The 22,312-nt window shown below is 68.1% G+C and carries 21 protein-coding genes and 2 pseudogenes; 12 read left to right on the top strand and 11 right to left on the bottom strand.

Annotated features, from left to right (window positions below; all coding sequences use genetic code 11):
• Positions 1 to 9: 9 nt before the first annotated feature.
• From ACWCPY_RS34050 to ACWCPY_RS34030, 5 genes are all read right to left on the bottom strand, one after another.
• Entirely contained in the window at positions 10 to 1,257 is a 1,248-nt protein-coding gene (locus ACWCPY_RS34050; RefSeq protein ID WP_451271558.1) for a restriction endonuclease-related protein, read from the bottom strand.
• Positions 1,258 to 1,318: 61 nt separating this feature from the next.
• Entirely contained in the window at positions 1,319 to 2,611 is a 1,293-nt protein-coding gene (locus tag ACWCPY_RS34045) for a helix-turn-helix domain-containing protein (RefSeq protein WP_451271556.1), read from the bottom strand.
• Between the two features lie 143 nt (positions 2,612 to 2,754).
• Positions 2,755 to 2,928 (bottom strand): hypothetical protein, encoded by a 174-nt coding sequence (locus tag ACWCPY_RS34040; protein ID WP_451271554.1) that lies wholly within the window; start codon positions 2,926 to 2,928, stop codon positions 2,755 to 2,757.
• 229 nt (positions 2,929 to 3,157) lie between these two features.
• Positions 3,158 to 4,018 carry a Gfo/Idh/MocA family protein gene (locus ACWCPY_RS34035; RefSeq protein WP_451271552.1) on the bottom strand — a complete coding sequence of 287 codons (861 nt, stop codon included), beginning with the start codon at positions 4,016 to 4,018 and terminating at the stop codon, positions 3,158 to 3,160.
• A 67-nt stretch (positions 4,019 to 4,085) separates the two neighbouring features.
• The gene (locus ACWCPY_RS34030) at positions 4,086 to 4,337 is read right to left on the bottom strand and encodes a DegT/DnrJ/EryC1/StrS family aminotransferase (RefSeq protein WP_451271587.1); all 252 of its coding nucleotides are present in this window, start codon (positions 4,335 to 4,337) and stop codon (positions 4,086 to 4,088) included.
• On the opposite strand from ACWCPY_RS34030, the pseudogene ACWCPY_RS34025 reads away from it, so the two are divergent.
• From ACWCPY_RS34025 to ACWCPY_RS34010, 4 genes and pseudogenes are all read left to right on the top strand, one after another.
• Positions 4,227 to 4,643: pseudogene (locus ACWCPY_RS34025) on the top strand (Tn3 family transposase); the annotation flags it as partial. The gene ACWCPY_RS34030 and the pseudogene ACWCPY_RS34025 sit on opposite strands and share 111 nt — an antisense overlap.
• Before the next feature lie 82 nt (positions 4,644 to 4,725).
• The gene (locus ACWCPY_RS34020) at positions 4,726 to 5,088 is read left to right on the top strand and encodes a transposase (RefSeq protein ID WP_451271550.1); all 363 of its coding nucleotides are present in this window, start codon (positions 4,726 to 4,728) and stop codon (positions 5,086 to 5,088) included.
• A gap of 51 nt (positions 5,089 to 5,139) precedes the next feature.
• Positions 5,140 to 5,397 carry a DUF6221 family protein gene (locus ACWCPY_RS34015; RefSeq protein WP_451271548.1) on the top strand — a complete coding sequence of 86 codons (258 nt, stop codon included), beginning with the start codon at positions 5,140 to 5,142 and terminating at the stop codon, positions 5,395 to 5,397.
• A gap of 142 nt (positions 5,398 to 5,539) precedes the next feature.
• A complete protein-coding gene (locus ACWCPY_RS34010; protein WP_451271546.1) occupies positions 5,540 to 6,409 on the top strand; it encodes an alpha/beta fold hydrolase in 870 nt (289 codons plus the stop codon).
• 342 nt (positions 6,410 to 6,751) lie between these two features.
• On the opposite strand, the gene ACWCPY_RS34005 is transcribed toward ACWCPY_RS34010, so the two are convergent.
• Positions 6,752 to 7,315, bottom strand: coding sequence for a TetR/AcrR family transcriptional regulator (locus tag ACWCPY_RS34005; protein ID WP_451271544.1), 564 nt, complete (start codon positions 7,313 to 7,315; stop codon positions 6,752 to 6,754).
• A 151-nt stretch (positions 7,316 to 7,466) separates the two neighbouring features.
• Between ACWCPY_RS34005 and ACWCPY_RS34000 the strand changes: the two genes are divergently transcribed.
• The 4 genes from ACWCPY_RS34000 to ACWCPY_RS33985 all read left to right on the top strand — a co-directional run bounded on the left by ACWCPY_RS34000 (position 7,467) and on the right by ACWCPY_RS33985 (position 11,368).
• Positions 7,467 to 8,936: an MFS transporter gene (locus ACWCPY_RS34000; RefSeq protein WP_451271542.1), complete on the top strand. Its 1,470-nt coding sequence runs from the start codon at positions 7,467 to 7,469 to the stop codon at positions 8,934 to 8,936.
• Between the two features lie 157 nt (positions 8,937 to 9,093).
• Complete coding sequence (locus tag ACWCPY_RS33995; protein WP_389794772.1) at positions 9,094 to 9,447, top strand: ArsR/SmtB family transcription factor; 354 nt, start codon at positions 9,094 to 9,096, stop codon at positions 9,445 to 9,447.
• Positions 9,444 to 9,905 (top strand): SRPBCC family protein, encoded by a 462-nt coding sequence (locus ACWCPY_RS33990; RefSeq protein ID WP_451271539.1) that lies wholly within the window; start codon positions 9,444 to 9,446, stop codon positions 9,903 to 9,905. The genes ACWCPY_RS33995 and ACWCPY_RS33990 overlap by 4 nt, the downstream gene beginning before the upstream one ends.
• Positions 9,905 to 11,368 (top strand): MFS transporter, encoded by a 1,464-nt coding sequence (locus ACWCPY_RS33985; RefSeq protein ID WP_451271537.1) that lies wholly within the window; start codon positions 9,905 to 9,907, stop codon positions 11,366 to 11,368. Before ACWCPY_RS33990 ends, ACWCPY_RS33985 begins: the two co-directional genes overlap by 1 nt.
• Positions 11,369 to 11,521: 153 nt before the next feature.
• Here the strand turns inward: ACWCPY_RS33985 and ACWCPY_RS33980 are convergent.
• Positions 11,522 to 12,020 (bottom strand): annotated as a pseudogene (locus ACWCPY_RS33980) (Tn3 family transposase); the annotation flags it as partial.
• Positions 12,021 to 12,849: 829 nt separating this feature from the next.
• On the opposite strand from ACWCPY_RS33980, the gene ACWCPY_RS33975 reads away from it, so the two are divergent.
• Together ACWCPY_RS33975 and ACWCPY_RS33970 are read left to right on the top strand one after the other, a co-directional pair.
• Positions 12,850 to 14,211 (top strand): erythromycin esterase family protein, encoded by a 1,362-nt coding sequence (locus ACWCPY_RS33975; protein WP_451271535.1) that lies wholly within the window; start codon positions 12,850 to 12,852, stop codon positions 14,209 to 14,211.
• Positions 14,212 to 14,556: 345 nt separating this feature from the next.
• Positions 14,557 to 15,384 carry a lipase family protein gene (locus ACWCPY_RS33970; protein ID WP_451271533.1) on the top strand — a complete coding sequence of 276 codons (828 nt, stop codon included), beginning with the start codon at positions 14,557 to 14,559 and terminating at the stop codon, positions 15,382 to 15,384.
• Here ACWCPY_RS33970 and ACWCPY_RS33965 read toward each other — a convergent pair.
• The 3 genes from ACWCPY_RS33965 to ACWCPY_RS33955 form a co-directional block, all read right to left on the bottom strand.
• Positions 15,342 to 15,692 carry a hypothetical protein gene (locus ACWCPY_RS33965; RefSeq protein ID WP_451271531.1) on the bottom strand — a complete coding sequence of 117 codons (351 nt, stop codon included), beginning with the start codon at positions 15,690 to 15,692 and terminating at the stop codon, positions 15,342 to 15,344. The genes ACWCPY_RS33970 and ACWCPY_RS33965 overlap by 43 nt on opposite strands.
• A gap of 352 nt (positions 15,693 to 16,044) precedes the next feature.
• Positions 16,045 to 16,836, bottom strand: coding sequence for a sirohydrochlorin chelatase (locus ACWCPY_RS33960; RefSeq protein WP_451271529.1), 792 nt, complete (start codon positions 16,834 to 16,836; stop codon positions 16,045 to 16,047).
• 501 nt (positions 16,837 to 17,337) lie between these two features.
• Positions 17,338 to 18,027, bottom strand: a complete 690-nt coding sequence (locus ACWCPY_RS33955; RefSeq protein WP_451271527.1) for an HNH endonuclease family protein — start codon at positions 18,025 to 18,027, stop codon at positions 17,338 to 17,340.
• Positions 18,028 to 18,232: 205 nt separating this feature from the next.
• On the opposite strand from ACWCPY_RS33955, the gene ACWCPY_RS33950 reads away from it, so the two are divergent.
• Both ACWCPY_RS33950 and ACWCPY_RS33945 read left to right on the top strand, forming a co-directional pair.
• Positions 18,233 to 18,448, top strand: a complete 216-nt coding sequence (locus ACWCPY_RS33950) for a DUF6207 family protein (RefSeq protein WP_451271525.1) — start codon at positions 18,233 to 18,235, stop codon at positions 18,446 to 18,448.
• Between the two features lie 711 nt (positions 18,449 to 19,159).
• Complete coding sequence (locus ACWCPY_RS33945) at positions 19,160 to 19,891, top strand: HNH endonuclease family protein (protein WP_451271523.1); 732 nt, start codon at positions 19,160 to 19,162, stop codon at positions 19,889 to 19,891.
• Positions 19,892 to 20,195: 304 nt separating this feature from the next.
• Here ACWCPY_RS33945 and ACWCPY_RS33940 read toward each other — a convergent pair whose 3' ends face one another.
• Entirely contained in the window at positions 20,196 to 21,263 is a 1,068-nt protein-coding gene (locus tag ACWCPY_RS33940) for a bile acid:sodium symporter family protein (RefSeq protein WP_451271521.1), read from the bottom strand.
• Positions 21,264 to 22,312 lie beyond the last annotated feature (1,049 nt).

Here is a 22,312-nt window from a genome sequence, read left to right as displayed (position 1 = left end):
AAGGCTCGCTCACGTCCAGGCCACCCCCGAACGCTCGCAGACCATCGCGCCGAACTCGGACGCCGTTGCTACGTTCAGCCCATACCTCTTCCCCACTCCGGACAGCAGGTGCACCTGAGTAGCGCGGTGGTCTGGAACGACCAGCCACTCCGCTCCCCCGCTGTCGCCTTCCTGCGCGTGGATCAGCTGCGCAAGCGCGGTGCCCGAGGTGTAGTCCTTCACGTCGACACGCAGTTGCTCCTTCTTCCTCGTCCGCTTACGCCCGACGTGCACGCACAGGTCGTAGGCGTCCAGGGCAGGCCAGAGATCCACCTTGAGGCCGCGGTCGACCAGCCGGTCCCGCAGTGCCAGCTCCGGCAGCCCGGGGATGCAGGTGTACCGCCACACTCCCCGTACCAGAGCCTTGTGTCCCTCAATGGGCTTTGCCTCCGGAACGTACTCCAGGTCAGGCCAGAGCACTGCTTCCCGGTCGTCCGGAGGTGGCGGGGGCGGTCCCGGCAGTAGTTCGGGCGGCACGATCCCCTCAACAGGCCGGAAGCGGTAGGTGGCGCCCATCTCCTGGTGCGGCTCGTGCCAGCAGTCGACCACGCCGACCGGCTGCCCCGCCTCGCGGCGCAGAGCGATGCGCATCGGCCACCGGCACACGGGGCACGCGAACCACCAGCCCCGGTACCTCGAGGCGTAGGGGATGTCCTTGTACAGGTCCGCGACCAGCGGAGGCAGCCGCAGCTCGCTCAGCTCGCTCACCGGGCCCGCCGGGTAACGGATCAGATCGGTACGTCCGCTCTCATAAACTTTCTGATTGCCCGCCTTGCACAGCTGGGCGAAGGCCGTTTCTTGCGCGACCTCGTCGTCCACGTCCTGCCCGCTGAGCAGGCCAGCGCCTCGGCCTCCCTTTTGCAGGATGCGGAGCACCAGGCGCTGCTCCGCGGCGATGTCGAAGGCGTCCTCGGTGACGTGCCCGTCGGTATCGACCACGCATAGTTCGTCGACGTCCCACCCAGGGACGCCTTCGGGCAGGAGCTGGGAAGGGTCACCACACACTTGGCGTCGAAAGTCGGCAAAGGACAGGTAGCTGCCTGGGCCCCGCGCGGTGAGCAGCTCGCCGTGACACTCCATCAAGACCCCGAGACGGTTGGAGGGCGACTTGTCGGGGGCCGTCATCGCATTGGCAGCACGCAGCACCGAGCGTGCCACCAGAGACTTCACCCATAGCTCGTCGACCGACCGAACATCGTTGTTCGTCGCGTTCTTCATGAACCCAGAGGGTAAGAGTCACCACTGACAATTCGTCGTGGCTTCGTATGGAACAGAGGGATTATGAGGATTCGTCAGCGAGCGTCGTGATACCTGTGGTATCGACTCGCGGATAGCGTCGGCGGTACTCGTCCAGGTACTCAGCTGCGTGTCGCAAGCCCACCGGGGTCAGCTTCCACCGGTAGCCAGCGACGTGACTCCCGCCGTCCGCGAGCACCGGCACCTCGTCGATGAATCCCCGGCTCGGCCGCCCTGCGGACCTGTTCTTGTACCCGACGCCCAGGTAGAACGGAGCCCGGCCAGACAGTGCGTCCCGGTCCAGCCCGTCCGGGCCTGCACCTGCCACCCGGGCCATGACCCCCCACAGCCACTCGGACAGCAGAGGCATGTCCGACTGCTGCTCTGCGGGCTTACCCAGTCCGGCGCGGGCGGCGGCCCTGCCCCGCCTTGTCATCTCCACCCGAACCCTGGTCACCTCGCCAGCTGCCGGATGTTGCACCACGTCAGTGCTGGTCACCAGCAGCCCGCGGCGTTCCAAGGCGTGCACTGTCGCACCGACTCCAGGGTCGTGAACTCCATTACGCCGCAACCGTTCCTGCAACCGCGTGTAACCCACGACATCCGCTGGTGCACGAAGAGCCAGAGGAAGCTTGCGCCACTCTGCAGGGCGGGGCACGGGCAGATGATGCGTCCGGCGCATCCACATCTCCGTCTCCGTCATGCGCTCGTCCCGCAAGACCTCTCCGAGGTAGACCCGCTGCCGCTCGTTCAACGACTCCCAGGCAGCGTTGGCTGAGCCGCTCGCCCCTTCCTGAGCCCGGCCCTTCGGGCGCACCGGCGCCGGCTCATCAGGACGGGTACGCATCCAGGCATCCACGACCATGCGTACGGGCACGCCATAGATCCTGGCCAGCGCGGCAGGAAGCCGTCCCACCACGTCGCGATCACGCCAATTCCGGCCCAGCACGGGACGCCCCTGCTCCAAGGCCGAGAGCCTCGGGGCTGACAGACATAGATCGCGTCCGACGGCCGTCCGGCGCAGCAGCTCCACCGCCTGATCGAGCGTCAGACCAGACCCGAACCGCAGGTCGACGAGCCCTTCATCCCCACGGCGAACCCCAGTGAGCTCCTCCGCATCGCAGTGCAGCGCCGTAGCCATCTTCTGCAACCGCTGCGGGGTCGGCGTGTGCCGACCCCTCTCGTAGAAAAACACCATGCGCGTCGATACCCCCATCCGTCGCGCAAGTTCTGCCTTCGACAGCCCGGCCTGCTCCCGCAGCGTCGCAAGGCGACCGGGAGCTATCACGCGTACGGGCAACGGCATGCCTCCATAGAACTGCAATGAAGACTTCATGGCAACGGATCTACCCCCGAGCGTTACCTCGCGCCACCTGGCGGCGGGCTGTGCTCGACCCCCACAACGCCGCCAGCTTCACCGTGCGCATGTGAAGTCACTCAGTCAGCTCCGCTGAACGTGCCAAGACCCTTGTACTAACGTCACCGGGCGATGATGCCGACCGCGCAGGTCACCACCAAGGTCATGCCCGCCAAGGCGACGGTGACGGGGACTGCCAGGCTCGGGCGGCTGTGGACGAGGTAGAACAGGGCGCCACCCAGCAGCGCGGTGAGCAGAATCAGAATTAGGACGAGAAGCGCGGTCGTCGTAGTCATGAGGTTCCCCCTGAGTCGGTTCAGTGCGGCTGCACCCGATCATGGAAGGCACCTGTGTGTTGCGGCACGCGCACACCGGTGCGGCCTCGCGCAACAAGGCAGGGAATCCAACGGAGGGGAACGAATGACTCAAGGGGAGCTGGTTCCGCGCGGACCACGCACGATGGTCTTCCAAAAGGACATCGACGGGACGCAGATCGGGCCTGACCGCTACGCGCTCGCCCTCGCGCTACGCGAGCTGGCTCAGCGATTGGGCGTGTCCCTCGGCCGTTACTCCGTCAGTTCCCTGGGACCGCTCGACGATTTCTCGGTACTTCAGCGGCGCCATGGTCCCACCCGCGGAGTTCGTCGAGCAGCTCATTGACGACGGCAACCGAGAGACAGGCACTGAGCTGACCTCGGCCGCCCGGGACACAGTACGCAAGCTGCACCGGACCGCCCTGCGCGTCACAAGTCCCCACTCCGCCGATCTGCAGGATCTACGGGACAAGCTCGCGGAGGCCGACCGGCCGCTTCGGTGGGCGGTGCGGGCGGCGACCGAGGCGTAGCGGGTGCCGGTGATACATGCGGTGAGGTCGAGGTCGTGGGTGGCGAGGTCGTGGATCACGCCGACGTCGGTGATCCGTACGGGGTAGGGGCCGGTTCGGCGGGTGGCGATGGAGAACACGTCTCCGAGCTGTCCGGCCTCCAGCCGTTGGCGCAGTGCGATCAGGGCGGGATTGAAGCGTTCGATGTATCCGACGGCGGCTGGGACTTCGGCGGTGTGGAACGCCTCTGCGAGGCGTCCGGCCGAGGCGGGGTCGCCCGCGAGCGGTTTCTCGATGAGGGTAGGGATGCCGGCAGTGGCGAGGGCGGTGCCCTGTGGTTCGTGCAGCAGTGTGGGGCAGGCCAGCACCGCGTAGTCGAGATCGAGTTGCAGCAGTGCGTCCAGGTCTGCGACCAGAGGGATCCCGTCGGCAGCCCAGTAGGGGTCGCCGTGCGGATCAAGTGCGCCGACCAGTTCCGTGCCGTTCTGGGACCGCAGGACCCGGGCGTGGTGACGGCCCATCCGCCCCAGCCCTATCAGGCTGGCTCGCAGCCTCAGTTTCATGCGGCGCGCTCCGGGGCCGGGGCCAGTGCGGTCACGGCGTGGGCGATGGCCTGGATCTGGGCCGTGGTCAGCCCGGGTGGACCGGCAGAGACAGCACCTGCTCAGAGGCGGTGTCGGTGTGCGGGAGGTGCGCTGCGGTGGCGTAGGCGGGTGAGCGGTGGAGCGGGACGGGGTAGTGGACGCTGGTGCCGGTTCCGGCCTGTTGCAGGTGGTGGTCGAAGATGTCACGGTCGCCGAGGGTGGCGCCGATGCGGACGGTGTACTGGTGCCATACGTGACCGGCTCCCGCTGCTGTGGTGGGCAGGATCAGTTCCGGCAGGCCGGTGAAGCCTCCGAGGTCCTGCGCGTGCTCGCCCCCGGCGGCAAGCCCACCCCCACCGGCAAGGCCGTCATGGAGATCGGCCGCCTCGACCGCAGCGCCTACCTGTCCTCCTACTGCACCGACGAGTTGCTGCGGCGGCGCATCAACACCCAGCTCAACCGGCAGGAGTCCCGCCACAACCTCGCCCGGAAGATCTTCCACGGCCAGAAGGGCGAGCTCCGGCAGTCCTACAGAGAAGGTCAGGAAGACCAGCTCGGGGCACTGGGACTGATGCTCAACATCGTCATCCTGTGGAACACCGTCTACATGCAGCAGATCATCGCCGAGATGCGCGCCGAAGGCGTCCACGTACGCGACGAAACCCAGGAGAGCCCTGCGCTGGATCATGACCCGCCCCGAGCGCCTTCGTGCCAACGAAGCCGTAGGTCTGAAGGAGATCCGGGCGGCCTGCCCCGAACTCGACGCCGCCGTCGGCCACGTCCGAACCTTCGCCGTGCTCATGCACGAGCATCGCGGCGAAGACCTCCACGAATGGATCGAACAGGTCGGACAGCACGACCTACCCGCCCTGCGGCAGTTCGCCGACGGCCTCCTCCACGACCGGGACGCGGCCGTCGCTGGCCTGTCGAGCACCTGGATCTCCGGTCAGGTCGAAGGCCAGGTCACGAGAGTGAAGCTGATCAAACGCACAGGCCACGGCCGGGCCAAGCTCGATCTCCTCCGCACTCGCATTCTCCTCCGGCCCTGAGGTGGGCAAGGGTCCTCCCCTGCATCGCCGAAGGTGGGCAATGATCTCTTCATGGACGACCTCCTGAAGTTCCTTCACGCCCGCTATGAGGCGGACAACCATGCCTATGCCGATGTGGCCTACCGCTTCGGGGCCGACGCCCTTCTCGACAGCCACCTGCCGATGCTCGACCTCGTCGACATGCTGGCCCGGGATTACGAGGCAATGGATCCGTCCGACATGCGCTTCGCCGGTCTCGGACATGCCCTTCGTGTGCTCGCACAGTCGTACGCCGAGCACTCCAATTACCGGGAGGAGTGGAGGCCATAGAACCTGGTCCTGATAGGACCCGGAGCGTCACAAGATCAGCGACAAAGCCGATGAACGCGCCCGGTTCGCCAGCCTCCGCGGCACCAGATCTCCCGACAGCCCTGCCCTATGAGTTTCCGGGACGGGGCCGGTCTGCACAGGTATGGAGACTCACACACTCGAGACAGCCGGCGCGGACCTCGTCTATGACGTTCGCGGAGCGCTGCCGACCACGGATGGACGCCCGCCGTTGTTCATGATCGGGCAGCCCATGGACGCTACTGGCTTCGCCGCGCTCGCCGCGCGCTTCCCCGAGCGGACCGTTGCCACCTATGACCCGCGCGGGCTCGGTCGCAGCACCCGTAAGGACGGACGGTGCGACCACACGCCGCAGACCCAGGCCGACGACGTGCACGCCGTCATCGAGGCCATCGGGGCCGGGCCGGTCGAGATGTTCGCCAGCAGTGGCGGAGCGATCACCGCGCTCGCGGTCGTGGCGAAGTATCCCGCAGACGTGACCACCCTGGTCGCGCACGAGCCGCCGCTCATCACCCTCACGCCGGACGGCCCGGCGGCCGTGCGGGCGCGGGCCGGAGTCCGGGAGGCCTACGAGAAGCGCGGACGGGGTGCCGGGATGGCTGCGTTCGTGGCCATGACCTCGTGGGAGGGAGAGTTCACCGACGCGTACTTCGCACAGCCGGAGGCCGATCCCGCCACGTTCGGGATGCCCACGCAGGATGACGGCTCACGGGACGATCCGCTGCTGTCCGACCGGTCATGGGCGATCAGCAGCTATCGGCCGGATGCCGACGCGATCGCCGCTGCGCCGACCCGCATCGTGATCGCTGTGGGCGAGGAGTCCGAAGGCGTGCAGACCGGACGCACCTCCGTCGCAACCGCCGAACTGCTCGGACAGCGGGTGACCCAGTTCCCGAGCCATCACGGCGGGTTCTGCGACGGAGAGTTCGGATATCCGGGGAAGCCGGACGAGTTCGCGCATCGACTGCGCCAGGTCCTTGACGGCGCCTCGTAGACCAACCGCTGACCGAATGGTTTTCCCACCCCGGGTGGCTCTTGACCCCGAGCACCATGAGAACCGGGTACGCGCGGCTGTACCTGCCCGCGGGCGTTCGGGCGGACGTCGGCACCGCCGTCTCGCCGGTATGTGAAGTGATGCTCGTGGAGCATCTTCTTCGAGGCCGCGAACCAGTTCATCCACTCACGCGGGCTGTCCGGTTCGTACCCGGCTCCGGCGATCAACGCCGGCTTGCTGATCGGGCAGAGCCCTTTCTGCCCGATCAGCAGGACAAGACCGGTCCACCTCACGGAGCCCTGGCACCGCGTCCGAGGGCTGATCCCGGGGACCGGGCCGAGGTCACAGCATTCGGTCGACCAGCCCGTCGACGTAGTCGGGGGTGAGCTCCATGCCGAACAGGACGCGGATGTACATCGGGGCCAGGATGTGGTCCAGCACGCCGAACGCGTCGGGTGCGTGTTCGCCACGTTCCCGGGCGCGATCGAGCATGGACTGCAGTTGCCGGGTGCGTTCGGCACGGAGGTCCTCACCCGCCTGCAGGCCCTGCTGACCGTTGCTCGACAGGGCGACGGCCAGGCGCACCAGCGCCAGACCGTCGGGCCCGGTGATCTCTCGGGCCACTTGGGACGCGTAGGTGCGCAGGTCGCCGGCCAGGCTCCCGGTGTCAGGCATCGGCGACCGCGCGTTGAGGCGGGTGAGCGCCACGTCGGTGAGCAGGGTTTCCAGGTTGCCCCACCGGCGGTAGATGCTGCTGTCGGCTACGCCCGCGCGGGCTGCAACCTCGCTGATGGTGAAGTGGCCGTAACCGCGCTCGCTGATCAGGTCGGTGACGGCCTGGTGCACCTCCGCGCCGACGCGGGCGCTGCGCCCGCCGGGCCGCCGGGCTCGCTGTCGCTCATTCATGCCCCCACCTTAACGCAGTAATGACTTGCGTTTGCGAGCGACCCTCCTTACAGTCTCCTAACGCAGCCGCTGGCTGCTTTAGGGCGCTCAGGTGTATCGCCACCCGCGCCCGGCCATGGCCGGGCGCAACCAACGATTGAGAGGAATCCCCATGGCGGCATCGCCTGCGGCTGTAGGCAGTCGATCCAACCGGGCCGTACTGCTCACGGTGACCTGCCTGGGCCAATTCATGGTCCTGCTCGACAACACGATTGTTGGAGCGGCGCTGCCCGATATGCAGCACCGGCTGCACACTCAGCTGACCGGTCTGCAGTGGATCGTCGACGCGTACGTATTGCTGGTCGCCATGCTGCTGCTGTCCGGCGGTGTCTTCGCCGATCGGTTCGGCCGCAAGCGGGTGTACCTGACCGGCGTGGCGGTGTTCACCGCCGCGTCGGTGCTGTGCACCCTCGCGCCCTCGCTCGGCTGGCTGGTCGCCGGCCGGGTGCTGCAGGGCATCGGGGCCGCGGCGCTGAGCCCTGCCTCGCTGGCCCTGCTCGTCGCCGCCCATCCCGTGCCGCAAGAACGGATCAAGGCGATCGGGCTGTGGGCCGGATTCAGCGGAATCGGTCTCGCCGCAGGCCCCGTGGCCGGCGGCGTGCTGACAGAAGCCTTCGGCTGGCCCGCCATCTTCCTGGTCAATCTGCCCATCGGCGTGGTCCTGCTGCTGGTCGGCCTGAGCCACCTCGGCGAGTCCCGCAATCCGAGCGCCCCCGCGATCGATGTCCCGGGGACAGTGCTGTCCGTTCTGGGGGTGGGGGTGCTGACCTACGGGCTGATCGAGGGTGGTGCCCGCGGCTGGACGTCGCCGGTGATCCTTGGCAGCTTCGCCGCCGCGGTGATCCTCCTCGCCGCCTTCGTCGCCGTCGAAGCGCGTCGTTCCGCTCCGATGCTGCCGCTGCGGGTGTTCCGGCAGCGCCTGTTCACCGTGTCCAACACCACCATGGTCGTGGTGGGGTTCGCCCTCATGGGTTCGTCGTTCTTCTTCTCCCAGTTCTTCGTGTACGTCCAGGGCAGCTCGATCCTGCGCGCCGGCCTGCAGACCCTGCCGGTGTCCCTCGCCATGGTGATCGTCAGCCCGTACGCGGGCCGGCTCGCCGCCCGGCACGGCTTCCGCATCGTGGTCACCACCGGCCTGGCCCTGGCCGGCCTGGGACTGCTGGCACTCGGCATGGTGCACGCCGACACCGGCTACGGGAACGTGTGGTGGCGGCTGGGAGTCGTCGGCATCGGCTTCGCCCTGACCATGTCCCCACTCACAGGAGCCGCCATCCAAGCAGTCAGCCCGCAGGAAGGCGGACTCGCATCAGGCATCAGCAGCACCACCCGGCAGCTCGGCGCGGTACTCGGCGTAGCGGTACTCGGAGCCGTCGTCCGCACCCGGCAATCCGGCGGCGCCTCCTTCGAGACCGGCCTCAACAGCGCCTTCCTCGCTGCCGGCGCCGTCACCTTGGCCACCGCCGTGTTCACCGGCCTGTGGCTGGCGAGGTCCCAGCCCGCGGAAGGCTCCGCGGCACCGCAACATTCCACCGGTCCAGATGCGGTCACCACCTCGAACAAGGCATCCGCGAACAGCTGTTGACAGCGACACCGACCTCGGCCGGGAGGCGTCCCGCCGGATGATCCCCCGGCAGGACGCCTCCCGGACGAGACGTATGTGAGGGAACGGCGCACCCCCGACCGAAGTAAAGTTAACCAAATGCTTGACTATTTGCTGCCAGCATCGAATAGTTAGGCACATGCTTAACCAAGCTGGTTCGTTGGACCGGGTGTTCCAAGCGCTGGCGGACGCGACTCGCCGGGACATCGTTGAGCGGCTGATCCGCGGGCCTGCCTCGGTCAGTGAGCTGGCCCGGCCGCTGGCCATGTCGCTGCCAGCGGTGATGCAGCACCTACAGGTACTGGAGGCGTGCGGACTGGTCCGGTCTGAGAAAGCCGGAAGGGTACGCACCTGCTACATCGAGCCGGGTGTGCTGCGAATGGCCGAGGACTGGATCGCTGCGCAGCGCACTGCCTGGGAACACCGCCTCGATCGCCTCGGCGACTACCTAACCGAACACTGCGACAGCCCCGATCAAGGGAGCACACAATGACCGATCACGTGGTCACGCATGCCACGTTCACCCTCGAACGCCTCTACGCGGCCTCACCGGCCACAGTGTTCGCCGCGTGGGCCGCCCCCGAAGCAAAGGCCCGCTGGTTCGCCGGCCTCGACGCCGAGCACGAGCTTGATTTCCGCGTCGGTGGGCGGGAGATCAACCGCGGCCGCTCTGGCGGTGGGCCGGTGCTGACTTTCGAGTCCTGGTACCGCGACATCGTCCAGGACGAGCGGATCGTCTACACCTCCACTCTGTCCGAGGGGCAAGACCTTGCGACAGTGTCGCTGACGACGGTGGAGTTCCTCCCCGAGGGTGGTGGCACCCGGCTGCTCCTCACCGAGCAGGGCACCTTCCTCGACGGCCGCGAAGAACCAAGCTGGCGGGAGCAGGGCACCGGCAAGTGGCTTGACGCGCTCGCCGCCGAACTGCCGCGAAGCATCGAGCAACAGTAATGACCACGAGCAACCTTTCGCGGACCCGCCGTTGGCAGGTGCTGGCGCTGCTGGGCACGGCGTTCTTCATGACGATTCTGGACGGCACCAGCCTGCTCGCCGCTCTGCCCGCGATCGAAGGCCACCTTCGCCTGCACGGTCCTGCCATCCAATGGACCGTGACGGCCTACGCGCTGGCCTTCAGCGGGCTGCTGTTGTTATGCGGCCGCGCTGCGGATCTGCTGGGCCGTCGGCGTGTGTTCATCGCCGGGATGGTGCTGCGGGTCGTGGCCTCGCTGGCGTGCGGGCTCGCTCCATCCATCCAGGCCCTGGTGGCCGCCCGGGCGGTGCAGGGCATCTCGGCCGCGATCATCGCTCCGGCCGCATTGTCGATGGTCATGAACACTTTCCCCGAAGGGATCGAGCGGAACAAGGCGCTCGGTATCTGGGGCGGCCTCGGCGGGTTCGGCGCCACCGCCGGTCTACTACTGGGCGGCATCATCACCGATGTCTTCGGCTGGCAGTGGGTGTTCTGGGTCAACGTCCCGGTCGGGACCCTCGTGCTGGTGCTCGCCCCCGCCATGCTGCGCGAAAGCCGGGACCGAGCACGCTCTCGTTCCTTCGATATCCCCGGTGCGCTGACCATCGCCCCAGCACTCGTTCTGCTCGTATACGTGATCACCCGGGTGTCGACATCCGGGTGGGCGAATGGACAGAGCATCGGGCTACTGGCCGTCGTGGCCGTGCTGGTCTGGATGTTCATCCTGATAGAGAAGCGATCGGTGGCCCCGCTCGTTTCCTTTCGGTCGCTGCGCTCGCGCATGCTGATCGGCGGCAACCTTCTCCTGCTCATCGCCGGCATGACCGTCGACGGCATGCTCGTCACCCTCACCTCTTTCGTGCAGCAGGTGCTCGGCTGGCCGGCGGCGCAGTTCGGGCTGGCGGCCGCGATGATGACCGTCACCGCGGCCGCAGGCGCACTGCTGAGCCAACGGATCGTGCGCAGGCTCAGCCTGGGGCGGGTAGCAGCCGCCGGGACCGTCCTGCTCGGTTGTGGCTGCCTGCTGCTCACCCGCATACCGGCCGGTGGCCCGATGAGTCTTCTGCCGGCGGCCCTGTTCTTGTTCGGGGCGGGAATGGGCGCCGTCACGGTATGCGCACAGATCGCCGCGCTGACCGGCGTCACCGAAAAGGACTCAGGCCTGGCCGCCGGCCTCGCCGACACCTCCTTCGCCGTCGGCACCGCCCTCGGCACCGCCATCTGCACCAGCGTCGCCGCCGCCCGCACGTCCGCGATCGGTGGTCCGACACCGCTCGCACTCACCACCGGGCAGCATGCCGCGTTTGGGGCAGCTGGCGTCTTCGCCACTCTCGCCTTGATCACCGCGTTGACGCTCCTCAGCAAGCGATCCGGCCTATCCCGCAGTGTGTCGGCAGACGCAAGCGAGAACGTATCTACCAGGGCACCGTCAACCTCACCTTGATCTACGGGACACACCCTGGCTCCCTCCTGACGTGATTCCTGTTCCGCATTCCGTGAAGGATCGGACCCGAATCCGGCGACAAGGCCCCAGCCTCACCAGCGAACCCCTGCGCCGAGGTCCTCGGTGCCGCTGCGGGTGCGGACGGCACCCGGCTCACTCCTCCTCTCCGTCGTCATCGTCGAGGTCGACGGCGTCCGGGTCGCGCAGGGACCGCAGGTCATCGACGGGGCGGGAGGCGGTGAAGCTGTAGCGGCCCAGGCAGTTCAGATTCTTGTGCTTGAGCGGGGACAGCCGGGCGATGTCCTCGTCCCTGATGTCGTAGCCCTCGGCGCGCAGCTGGGCGACGGCGGCGTCGATGTAGCGTGTCGTCCACAGAACTACCGCGTTCAGAACCAGTCCCAGTGACCCTAGTCGATCTTCCATTCCGTCCCGGTAAGCCTGGCGGATGGTGCCCTTCTTGCCGTGGCAGATGTCGCGGGCGAGCTTGTGGCGGGACTCCTGGACGGCGAGCGGCTTGTGCATCTGGCGGCGATAGGTGTCGTCGACCGGGTCGACGACGGTGAGCAGGTGCAAGGTCTTGGCGATGCGCCCGTACTCGGCGAACGCCTGCCCCCAGCGGGATCGGGTGGCCCTCTCGGCCGAACATCCGTATCGCTGTGACCACGTCGCCTCGCCCCGATCGCCGTCGCCCTTCTCATCGCGTCCCTCCTCGGATGCAATCCCAGCACAGCGAAAACCGACTTCGATTCGAAGCCGTCTGCCCCTAACTCCCAGTCAGGCAAGGCGTCCGCAGCACCCGGCGGAACGCAGAGCCGACGCCGACATGGTTCTCCCAGGACGCGGAGCGCATCGGCCAGGCACTGGCCAGCCGGGCCCGCATGGTCGCCCAGTCTTCCTCGCTCCCCGTGCCGACATGGCTGCTGGAACCACTGCGCCATGCCGTCGCGCTGCGGCGCGAGCTCGACGACTTCACCGCCGTAGCGGTACGCCAGGCGCTGGACCGTGGGGCAAGTCGGGAAGAAGTCGCAGCACATCTCGGACAGGGCGTTGACCCCGGCGGGGTTGGCAGTGAGCTGATAGGTGGCCTTCACGCTGATCCAGGCGCGGCTGTAGGCGCACCAGTACGACTGCAGCGACGGGCGCCAGTTGCCGGGGTCCTTGTCGCCCTTCTCCCGGTTGCTGCTGTACGACACCGCGATCAGCTGCGAGTGCGTCAGGTCGTTGGCGAGGGCGCGCCGCTCGGGCGTCGTCCAGCCCGAGGCCCCGGAGCGCCAGGCAACTGCGCGGCGGAGACCTCGCCCTGTCCCTGCTTGCCTGAGCGCCCGCGGCTCCTGAACCGCTCCAGCCAGATAGCCCTCACTGATAGCAAGGGGGGATATCCCCTGGTCAAACCCGGAGGAAGCCCCCAGTGCGGCCCGCTCCCACCCCAGGCCATGATCGTTTCACCGCCGAGGGAACAAGAACGAGCTGAGGAGTTCAGCATGACCGCACACCACCAGGCCATCGGCCGACGAAGGCTGCTCGCCGCGACGGCCGGGCTCGCGGCCACGGCCCTGCTGGCCCCCACGGCCTCCGCCGCGACCAACACACCCGCCGCCACGGGGACGAAAGGCCAGCAGGCCGAAGCGCTCCGCGCGCTGGAGAGCGTCGCCCAGCCCCTGCGCTCGACGGAACCCGGCGGCAACACCACCGACCTACGGGCGCTGAACGCCATGATCGGCGACGCCAAGGTGGTCGGACTGGGCGAGGCCACGCACGGCTCGCACGAGTTCTTCGCCATGAAGCAACGCGTCTTCAGCCACCTCGTCGAGGAGAAGGGCTTCACCACCTTCGCCCTGGAGATGAGCTGGACGGCGGGCCTGCGGATCGACGAGTACCTGCAAGGCGGCCCCGGCGACGCCCGGCGGATCGCCAGGGAGACACTGACCGGATCACCCTGGGAGCGCGAGGAGTTCGTCAGCCTCATCGCCTGGATGCGGCGCTACAACGACCGCCACCCCGACCGGAAGGTCCACTTCATGGGAAACGACGTCGGGGCGCCCAAGCTCGGCAACGCTGCCTTCGACCGGGTGCTCTCATACGTCCGCACGAGCCGAGCCCAGGACGTCGCACGCCTCGAGGAGCTTTACGCGGGCCTGCGCCCCCTCGACAACGTCTTCGCCTACCTGCGCAGGCCCGTCGCGGAACGTCGCCTCGATGCCACCACCGCCCAGCAGGCGTTCGACCTGGTCACCGCGCACAAGGGGGCCGGTGGCGACGCCTATGAATGGGCCGAGCAGCACGCCCGCAACATCGCCCAGACCTTCGCGTTCACCTCGCTCGACCTGTCCGACCCGGCATCGGTGTCCGCCGCAGAGCACCTCCGCGACCGGGTCATGGCAGACAACACCGCCTGGTGGCACCGCCGCACCGGCGACAAGATGCTGCTCTCGGCGCACAACGGCCACGTGGGCTACCTGGCCACCGACCCGGTGATGTACCCCACGACCCAGGGCGCCTTCCTGCGCGAGGCCCTCGGCCGGGACTACGCCGCCATCGGCTTCACCTTCGGCCGCGGCTCGTTCCTCACCGCGACCACCCTCGGCAGCCCCTGGAACAAGGTCACCGTCCCCGCGGCCACCCCCGACATGCAGGAGTACACCCTCGACCGGGTGCACCACCGCGACTACTACCTCGACCTGCGCACCCTGCCCGTCGCAGGCCGCACCTGGCTGGACACCCCCCGCCCCACCTACGAGGCCGGCTCGTCCTTCAAGAAGGACCCGCTCCCCACCCTCGCTATCACCCGGGCCTACGACGTTCTCGTCCACCTCAACCAGGTCCACGCAGCCACCAGTCTCTGACCCAGGGCTGATTCAAGATCTGGGTGATCTCGACGGAGTACGGGTCAGTCCACGCCGAAAGGGGTCCAGTGGGTAGGTGAAGGCGAACAGCGGCTGTACGGATCCCATGCGAGCGCATCCGCCGGGAGGAGCGTGGTCGAGATCCCGGAGGACGACGTGCGCTGCGGGTTGCTTTGCTGTTCCCGCAGCCCCGGCCGGTACTCAGCTGGGGTCCTCAGGCCCTCATGCCCGCGGCGCCGATCGAGGTTGCGCCCGTCTGGGTGGTCACGGGCGCGTCCGGTTCCTCTGTGCTCAGCGCGTGGCTACGTTGCTGGCAGGGGGAGCCGGCTCTCGTGAAGGACACCGATGACCATTCCCGCCCTGGACCATGCGACGACCCGTTACTCCCTGCCGCACGCCTACTGGATGGGCCGTGCGGCCGGGCTGGCCTCGCTGGACCGGGACGGCATCGAGGCCCAGGCAAACGCCTGGGGATTCGACCGGATGCGGTACTTCGAGTCGACGCACAAGATGCCGTTCCCGATCGAGGACACTCAGGCCTACGTCATGGCCAGCGACCGAATGATCGTCACGGGCTTCCGCGGCACCGAGGTGGCCAAGATCCGCGACTGGCTCACCGACGTCGACACCCCGCCCGTCCCCGGACCAGGCAACAAGGGCTTCGTCCACTACGGATTCCACCAGGCCCTGCAGTCCGTCTACCCCCAGGTCCGCGACACCATCGTGGAATTCCGCGACCAGGGGCAGAGCATCTGGTTCACAGGCCACAGCCTCGGCGCGGCACTGGCAATGCTGGCCGGGGCCCGCCTGTACTTCGAGCAGCCGCGACTGCTCGCCGACGGTGTCTACACTTTCGGCCAGCCCCGCACCTGCGAACGGCTCCTGGCCGCCGCGCACAACAAGGCGTTCGCCGACCGCTGCTACCGCTTCGTCAACAACAACGACATCGTCCCGCACCTGCCGCCCGAGCCCGCCTACACGCACGTTGACACGCTGCGCTACTTCGACGCGGCCGGCCGGCTCCACCAGACCATGCCGCTGATCGCAGCGCTGCAGGACCGGGTCAAGGGCGTCGAGGCCGACCTGTTCGCCCCCGAGACCGACGCCATCAGGGACCACCACCTACCCAACTACATCGCCGCGTTCGAGAAAAACCTCATTACCACCAGCTGAGCACCAGCACCCGACTGGAAGGGAGGAGCAGACCGGCCGTCCCGGGCCTCGTGAAGGCCGGGGAACTCCACCTCGGACTCTGCCAGCCTGCCGTTGACAAGCCTCGGCTGGATCACGGGCAGGTCGTCCCGGGCGACGGCGCGTACTTCGAGCAGTACACCCGACCCGTCCACGCTGACCATTCTCACGTACACCCAGCCCTGCTGGAGGTAATACGCCAGCGGTGCCGCGTTGTCCGTCCAGCAACTGCCGAGCACAATCTGGGCACCCGACCGTGCCTGCACAAGACCATCCACCGCCGCAGGCACGCACCGAGTCCGCGGCTGGCGAAGGCACGGCTGACGTTGCTCTTGCGTGGGTACGCAGCTGGTACCGCCAGTTGTTCCAGTGTCCAGAAACCCGGATCGGCGTCCGGAGTCAGCGTACTGGTCGCCACCGACCCGCAGCGCCTTGGTGGTGGGCCTGGGCACTGTCGTCGGGTGGTCACTGGCCGGGGTCTCGGGCCGGTCTGAGGTGAAGTCGTCGCCGTCCCCGCCAGTCAGGCTGCGGTGCCCCCGGCGGTGGCGGGTACCACTGGGGCGAGAGCACGCTGCGGCGATCCAGATCTCGCGGTGTGGGTGTTCCTCTCGGCAGCGCGGACTGGCGCGTACGAAAATTTGGTCAGGGTTGTTCGGTTGACGTTCCTGTTCCTGTCTTCGCGTCGCAGGCTTCGTGGAATCGTTCCAGGATGAGCCCGACGAGTTCGGGCGCATTGCCCAGCGGCTCGGAGATGCCGACCGCGCCGGCCGCGGTCGACAAGTCGGCCGCCCGGCGAAACAGCCTCCCGGGTGCAATGCAATATGACGCGACCGCGACCCGGCGTGCTCCTGCGAGGCGCAGTTGCTCGATCGCCTCCGCCAGTGCCGGTGACACGGTCGACGCGAATCCGGCCAGGCACGGCAGCCCGAGGTCCGCCCCCAACGCGGACGCCATGGCGCTCACGGACCGACACGCGTCGCTGTCGCTACTGCCCGCAGCCGCCACCACCAGGGCGTCGAACCTGACGTCAAGCTCGTCAAGACGGCGACGCAGCGCTGCGACCAGGCGCGCGTCGGGCACGTCCGAGGAACTGCCCAGCACCGGTGTCACGACCGGCACCAGGGCTGGAGGATCGGACAGCGCCATGGACAGGTCGACCCGGGCGTGAAAGGCAGAGGTGAGCAGCAACGGCACGACGACGACACGACCGTGTCCGGTCTCGGCAAGGGTGTGCAGTATCTGACGCGCCGTGGGGCGAGCGTGCCGGAGGTACGCGACCTCGACCCGGCGCGACAGGGAGGGCTCGACCGCGCGGGCGAGTGCGCGAGTGGTCTCCTGTGCCTGGGGGTCGATGCTGCCGTGCGCCAGCAGGAGCAGCGTGTCCATGTCGGACCTGGCGACCTGTTGGCGCGGCGGCTCAATCACGTCGGCCACTGTCGTACCACTCTCTTCACACGGCATGGAGACGATGGAGTGACGAAGGCATTACTCTCTGCGTTTAATCGGTAAGGCCGGGCGGCTCGAGGCTGGCCACAGGCCCGTGACGGGCGGGGCTTCGCGCCATGCGTTCCGCGAGCCGCTGTGGAGTGATGCGCCACACCCACGACCGGCCGAACGCACGGAGCACCGACGCCCGGACCTGTGCGACCTGCCAGGCCCGACCTGTTCACCAGGACCGGGTCAGTTCCCCAAGCGCCGACCACCGAACGCGGCAAGGGCCGGAACGACAGCGGCGCACCGCAGAGCGGATCACACGGTGCGGTTCAACCCCATGGCGCCGTCATGGGTACGGTGCGGGGTGATGGGGTCACCGCGGAGGAAGGGGGCCGAGCGGGCTTCCGGCTCTTCCTCCTCGGCGGGTCGGGCGCGGACGGGATCGTCCGCTACTGCGGCGGTCTGCCGGGCGGGGTTCCCGGTCGGTGCCGCCGTGTGGGGTCAGGTGTCGCAGGTGTCGAGCATCCCGGACAGGGCTTCGGCCTCGGCGGGGTTGGCGGTGAGCCGGTAGGTGGCCTTCACGCTGATCCAGGCGCGGCTGTAGGTGCACCAGTACGACTGCAGCGGCGGCTTCCAGTTGCCGGGGTCCTTGTCACCCTTCGCGCGGTTGCTGTTGGCCGACACCGCGATCAGCTGCGAATGAATCAGGTCGTTGGCGAAGGCGCGCCGCTCGGGCGTCGACCACGCGGATGCCCCGGAGCGCCAGGCTTCCTTCAGGGGGACGACGTGGTCGATGTCGAGCCCGGAAGCGGCCTCGATGGTGCGGCCGTCGTACTCCGAGAACCACGTGCCGCTGATGGCCCGGCACTGGTCATCCTGGACCACGTCCTGGCCGTCGCGCTGGAGAACGACCTCGCGGGTGTCGCAGGTGCCGTACTGGGTGATCCAGTGCGGGAACTTCGCCCGGGAGTACCCGGGGACGTCGTCCTCGTCGGCCACCACCAGGCCAGCCAGGAGCTCGCGGGCCTGGGCCGCGTCGGGCGGTTCGGGGAGTTCACGAAGGGACAGTGCCTGGCTTGCGGGAGTGTGGGGGCCGGCCGCGGTGGCGGTGGCCGGGGCGGCGGTGAGCGCAAGTCCGGCGAGAGCCGAAACGGCCGTGAGGAGCGCGGTTCGGCACAGATGACGAGTCATGCCGATCATGCTCCGGCCCTGAGCGGCGCAGAATCGTTGTTGCGGGGATGGGATCACCCGAACGTGCGGTGACACGGCGCGGTGGCCTCGGACGCGGGGCACGGCTGGAGGGGCCTGGTGGAAGTCAGGTGATGTGGTGTCACTCGTAAGGGCGGATCGGGTCGGCTCTGCAGGAACCTGGCGGCTGGTCACTCGCCGGTCGGGCATGGAACCCATCCACGCGCAGTACTTGGCCAAGCCCGGTCTTGTCGTCCTCGACATCTCCGCAGCCGACGAAACGACCGCCCACGCGGCCACATCCCGTCGGTGTGTGGGCGAAGAACGCCCGTGCCGCAGCTCGCAGGGTGCGGGAGAACGAGGGACTGCGGGCGGCCGGCTGGTCCCGGCGGCCGGGGCGATCACACGGACGCGACGAGCTTAGGCACCGCCCATGGGGTGAGGGATGAACGGTGGGGGAGGTGACGGCGGGGGTGGCGGCGGGGGATTGTAAGGAAACGGGTCGTACGGGTGTGGGCTTTGCTTAGGAGGATCAGGCAGCGGCACGATCCCTACGACACCCAGGATCAACCATCCGAGCAAGGCTGCCAGTGCAATGAGCAAGGCGATGCCTGGCACCATTTCAAGCATCCTGCGACGACTGCTCGTTCGATCCATCGGCACCTCCGGGGGGCTACGCTCGTCAGTCGGTCCTAGCGTTCCGAAGTATCGATCCGTCTAACCTCGCGCTTTCATGAAGCGGGCTGTCCGCAGCTCGATGGGAAATGCGAGAAATGCCCATGACCTGCAACGATAGGATTTGTCGAGTGCCCAGGTCGTGTCGTGGATAGAAGCAATGTCACGGAGCATCGGTGCGGGTCCGCGGGCTCGGGGGGCTCAGTCGGCTGAGTCCTGGCCGGAACCAATCGCAAAAGCGGCGCCATGCCGGACACGCAGGGCGGCTGTCGAGGCAGGAACGGACGACAATCGCGCCAGGTCGTCCCCGGTCCGCCAGCGCTACACCGACGGTTTCCGCCGCTGGATGTCGCGTTGGTGCAGCAGGTCCTACCACCTGCACATTTGACCGTCTGTCACCGGATCCTTGATTCCTGCCATCATGAGGGCGCATCAGCCCCTGACCTGCCGGAGTATCGCTGTGACAGCACGTCGCCTCGCCCCGATCGCCATCGCCCTTCTCGTCGCGTCCCTCGCCGGATGCAATCCCAGCGCGGCGAAAACCGACTCCGATTCGAAGCCGTCTGCCCTCAGCTCCCAGTCAGGCAAGGCGTCCGCAGCACCCGGCGCACCGGCGGGCGGCAGTGACCTGTCCTTGGCCGAGGCCATCGCCCAGATCCCGGCGGGTACTGAGGACCGCACCGGGTACGAGCGCAACTCCTTCCGTCTGTGGGTCGATGCCGACAAGGACGGCTGCGACACCAGGAAGGAGGTTCTGATCGCCGAGGCGGTCAAGGCACCCGAGCAGGGGGCGCGGTGCGCATTGAGCGGGGGCGAGTGGCTCAGCTACTACGACGAGGTCACCGTGACCGCGGCGACCAAGCTGGACATCGACCACGTCGTGCCGCTTGCCGAGGCCTGGGACTCGGGGGCCTCGACGTGGACGGCGGAGCGTCGTGAGCAATACGCGAACGATCTCGGCGCCGACAGGTCGCTGGTCTCCGTCACCGCGAAGACCAATCGGTCCAAGGCCGACCGGGACCCGGCCGAGTGGCTCCCGCCGGCCTCGTCCGCGCAGTGCACGTACGGCGCGGACTGGGTGGGCACCAAGCTGCGGTGGAAGCTGACCTCGGACGACAAGGAGCGAGCGGCCCTGGAGAAGCTGGCCAAGGACTGCGCGGACACCGTCGTGAAGTACGAGGTCGCCCCGTAGCCCGGACCGCTGTCGGTGGTCGGTGCGACCTGTCCGCATGGATCGTGCCGTGGATAGACTGCCCCGCGCCGACCGAGCCGCGACCGGCGGCTGGTGTGCCCAGCGGGTGCGTGTGCGGCCGGGCAGCGCGCTCGCCCCTGCGGCTCCAGCGGCACAGGCGGCAGTTCGGGGGCGTCCAGCCGTCCGCCGTCGCGTCCCTTCACCTCCCCGATACCGGGTGTCCGGTCCGGTGAGAGACTGCATGGCTCGGCGGTCGTGGTCGGCGAGGTGAAGGGTCGGGCTGAGCGGCCGGAGCCCGAGGTGGTCAGCCCAACCTTGCACAGTCGGCGGCCACGTCCCTCCTTCCGGGGCGAGGTGGCTTTGCCGCCACTCCTGCGACGATCTTCTGCAGCAGGCTGTAGGAGAGGATCGGCAGCAGCACCGCGGTGCGGTGGGGGAACCAGCAGGCGGCCAGCACGGCCGCCGCGCTGCTGTTGTTCATACCGGTGGCGAACGTGAGGGAGACCCCGTCCGGCTGGTCGCAGTGCGTCCAGCGGGAGATCCATCGTCCACAGCAGAAGGCCAGGCAGCACACCGCGCCGGACAGGGCGAGCGCCAGCATCAGCAAGTCCGGGTCCGGGTGGGCGAGGGCCTGTCCGAGCGCGCCGGCCGCGTTGATGTAGCAGAGCAGCAGGATGTTCACCAGGTTGATGGACTTGACCGCGGGCAGGACTCGGGGGATGCGGTCCTCGCCGAGCGCGACCCGTACGACGACTCCGGCGAGGCACGGCAGCACCACCGACACCAGGGCGAAGAGCCCGGCTCCTGTCCGGGCGATGGTGTCGACCGTGGTCGTGTCGTCCAGGGCGCCGGCACCGTCGGGACCGACCAGTTGGCCGGCCAGGTGCATTCCGAGGGGTACCGTGAGTGGGCTGAGCAGCGTGGAGCCCATCACCATGGCGACGACCAACGGGACGTTGGCGCCTGCGTTCTGCCCCCAGGAGGCGGCGCCGCCCGCGATCGGCATCGCCAGCACCAGCATCAGCCCGACCACCAGTCCCTCCGCCTCCGCCGGATCGTGCCAGGTACGCAGGCCAAGAGCGATGACCGGGAGCACGAGCAACGGGAGCAGGGCATTGGCCGCGATGCCGAGCACCAGTCGCACAGGCCGGGACGCCACTCCGCGCAGATCTGAGACGCGCACTCCCAGACCGGCGTTGAACAGCATCAACGCCAACAACACCATCGACACCGTCAGAGCGCTCGCGCCGACGGGGATCGGCAGCGTCAGCCCGCGCAGCCACTCGCCGGGGGCCGGGAACACGCCGGCCAGCACGTAGCAGGCCAGCATCAGCCCCAGCAGCCACCGCTGCACAGCATTCACCACAGCCATCACACAGTGGAGCCTACGCGTTACATAACGCTACATCGTCGCCGACCGCCACCGGCCCGACAGGTTCCGTTGCGGCGGTACGACGCGAAGGCCCGTACCGGGAGGGCAGGCTCGAACGACACGGCCCACACCTCCGCCAGTGGACGGCGCAACTCCCTCTGCCCGGTCCAGAGCCGCATACGCGACCTCGCACCCGGTCGCAGGCGGTCCAGCTGAACCGCCAGGCAGGACCTCAGCACCCGTAATGCGCGGCGCCGTTTGCCTCGAATCCCCCGCATTGAGTGCCGCGAATCAGCGGGGGCGGAAGCTCCCGGTCCCGAGAGGCAGTTCGTCGATCGCGTGGGGACGGGCCCGTCCACCGTCGCGAGGGAGCGGGTCGGGAGCGGTGGGGGCGCCGCAGAGAAAGAGTGGAGGCGGGGCCTACTCCTCCCCTCCGGCGAGTCGGGGCGCGGACGAGACCGGCTGACACCCCGACGGTTCACCGGGCGGGGTTCGCGGCCGGTGGTGACTTCGGCGCCGGAAGGCGAGATGGCCGAACTCGGCGGCGCCCCGGCCCGATGACCATCGAGGATTCCGGTCTCCGCACCATCCCCGTACCGCTACCCGGGCGCCTGTCCCTTGCGGGGCCTGAGTCGACCTGCCACCTCGCTGATGTTGTGAGGGTGCCGCTTCCGAGGCAATTTGGCGAATATCACACGGAACCAAGGCCCACCTACCGCCCACTTCGCCCCATATATTCCAAATGCCCGATCCCAGGCCACGTATCGTCGCCGTTGGTATGTGAATTCTAAGGATTCGATCCGGTACGACTGAGGCCCGACTCCCACTCATCGATTCTCCGCAGCCCGGACAGATACCGGGGCAGCAATCTGCTGGAGACCGGATGGGCTGAGAGACTGTCAGCAATCACAGCGGGAGCCGACCCTCAGCCGGCCCCACAATGCGCGGCAAGGTGACCTCCGACACGCGGCGGGACAGGACTCAGCCTTCATGTATGGATCACGAATATTGGCCTGCTCGCGGCGCTCTCTGGCCACTGCCCTGACCGC

Source organism: Streptomyces sp. NPDC002403 (assembly GCF_053593015.1).
Note: the sequence above shows the minus strand (reverse complement) of the source record. Positions and strands in the feature narration are given on the sequence as shown.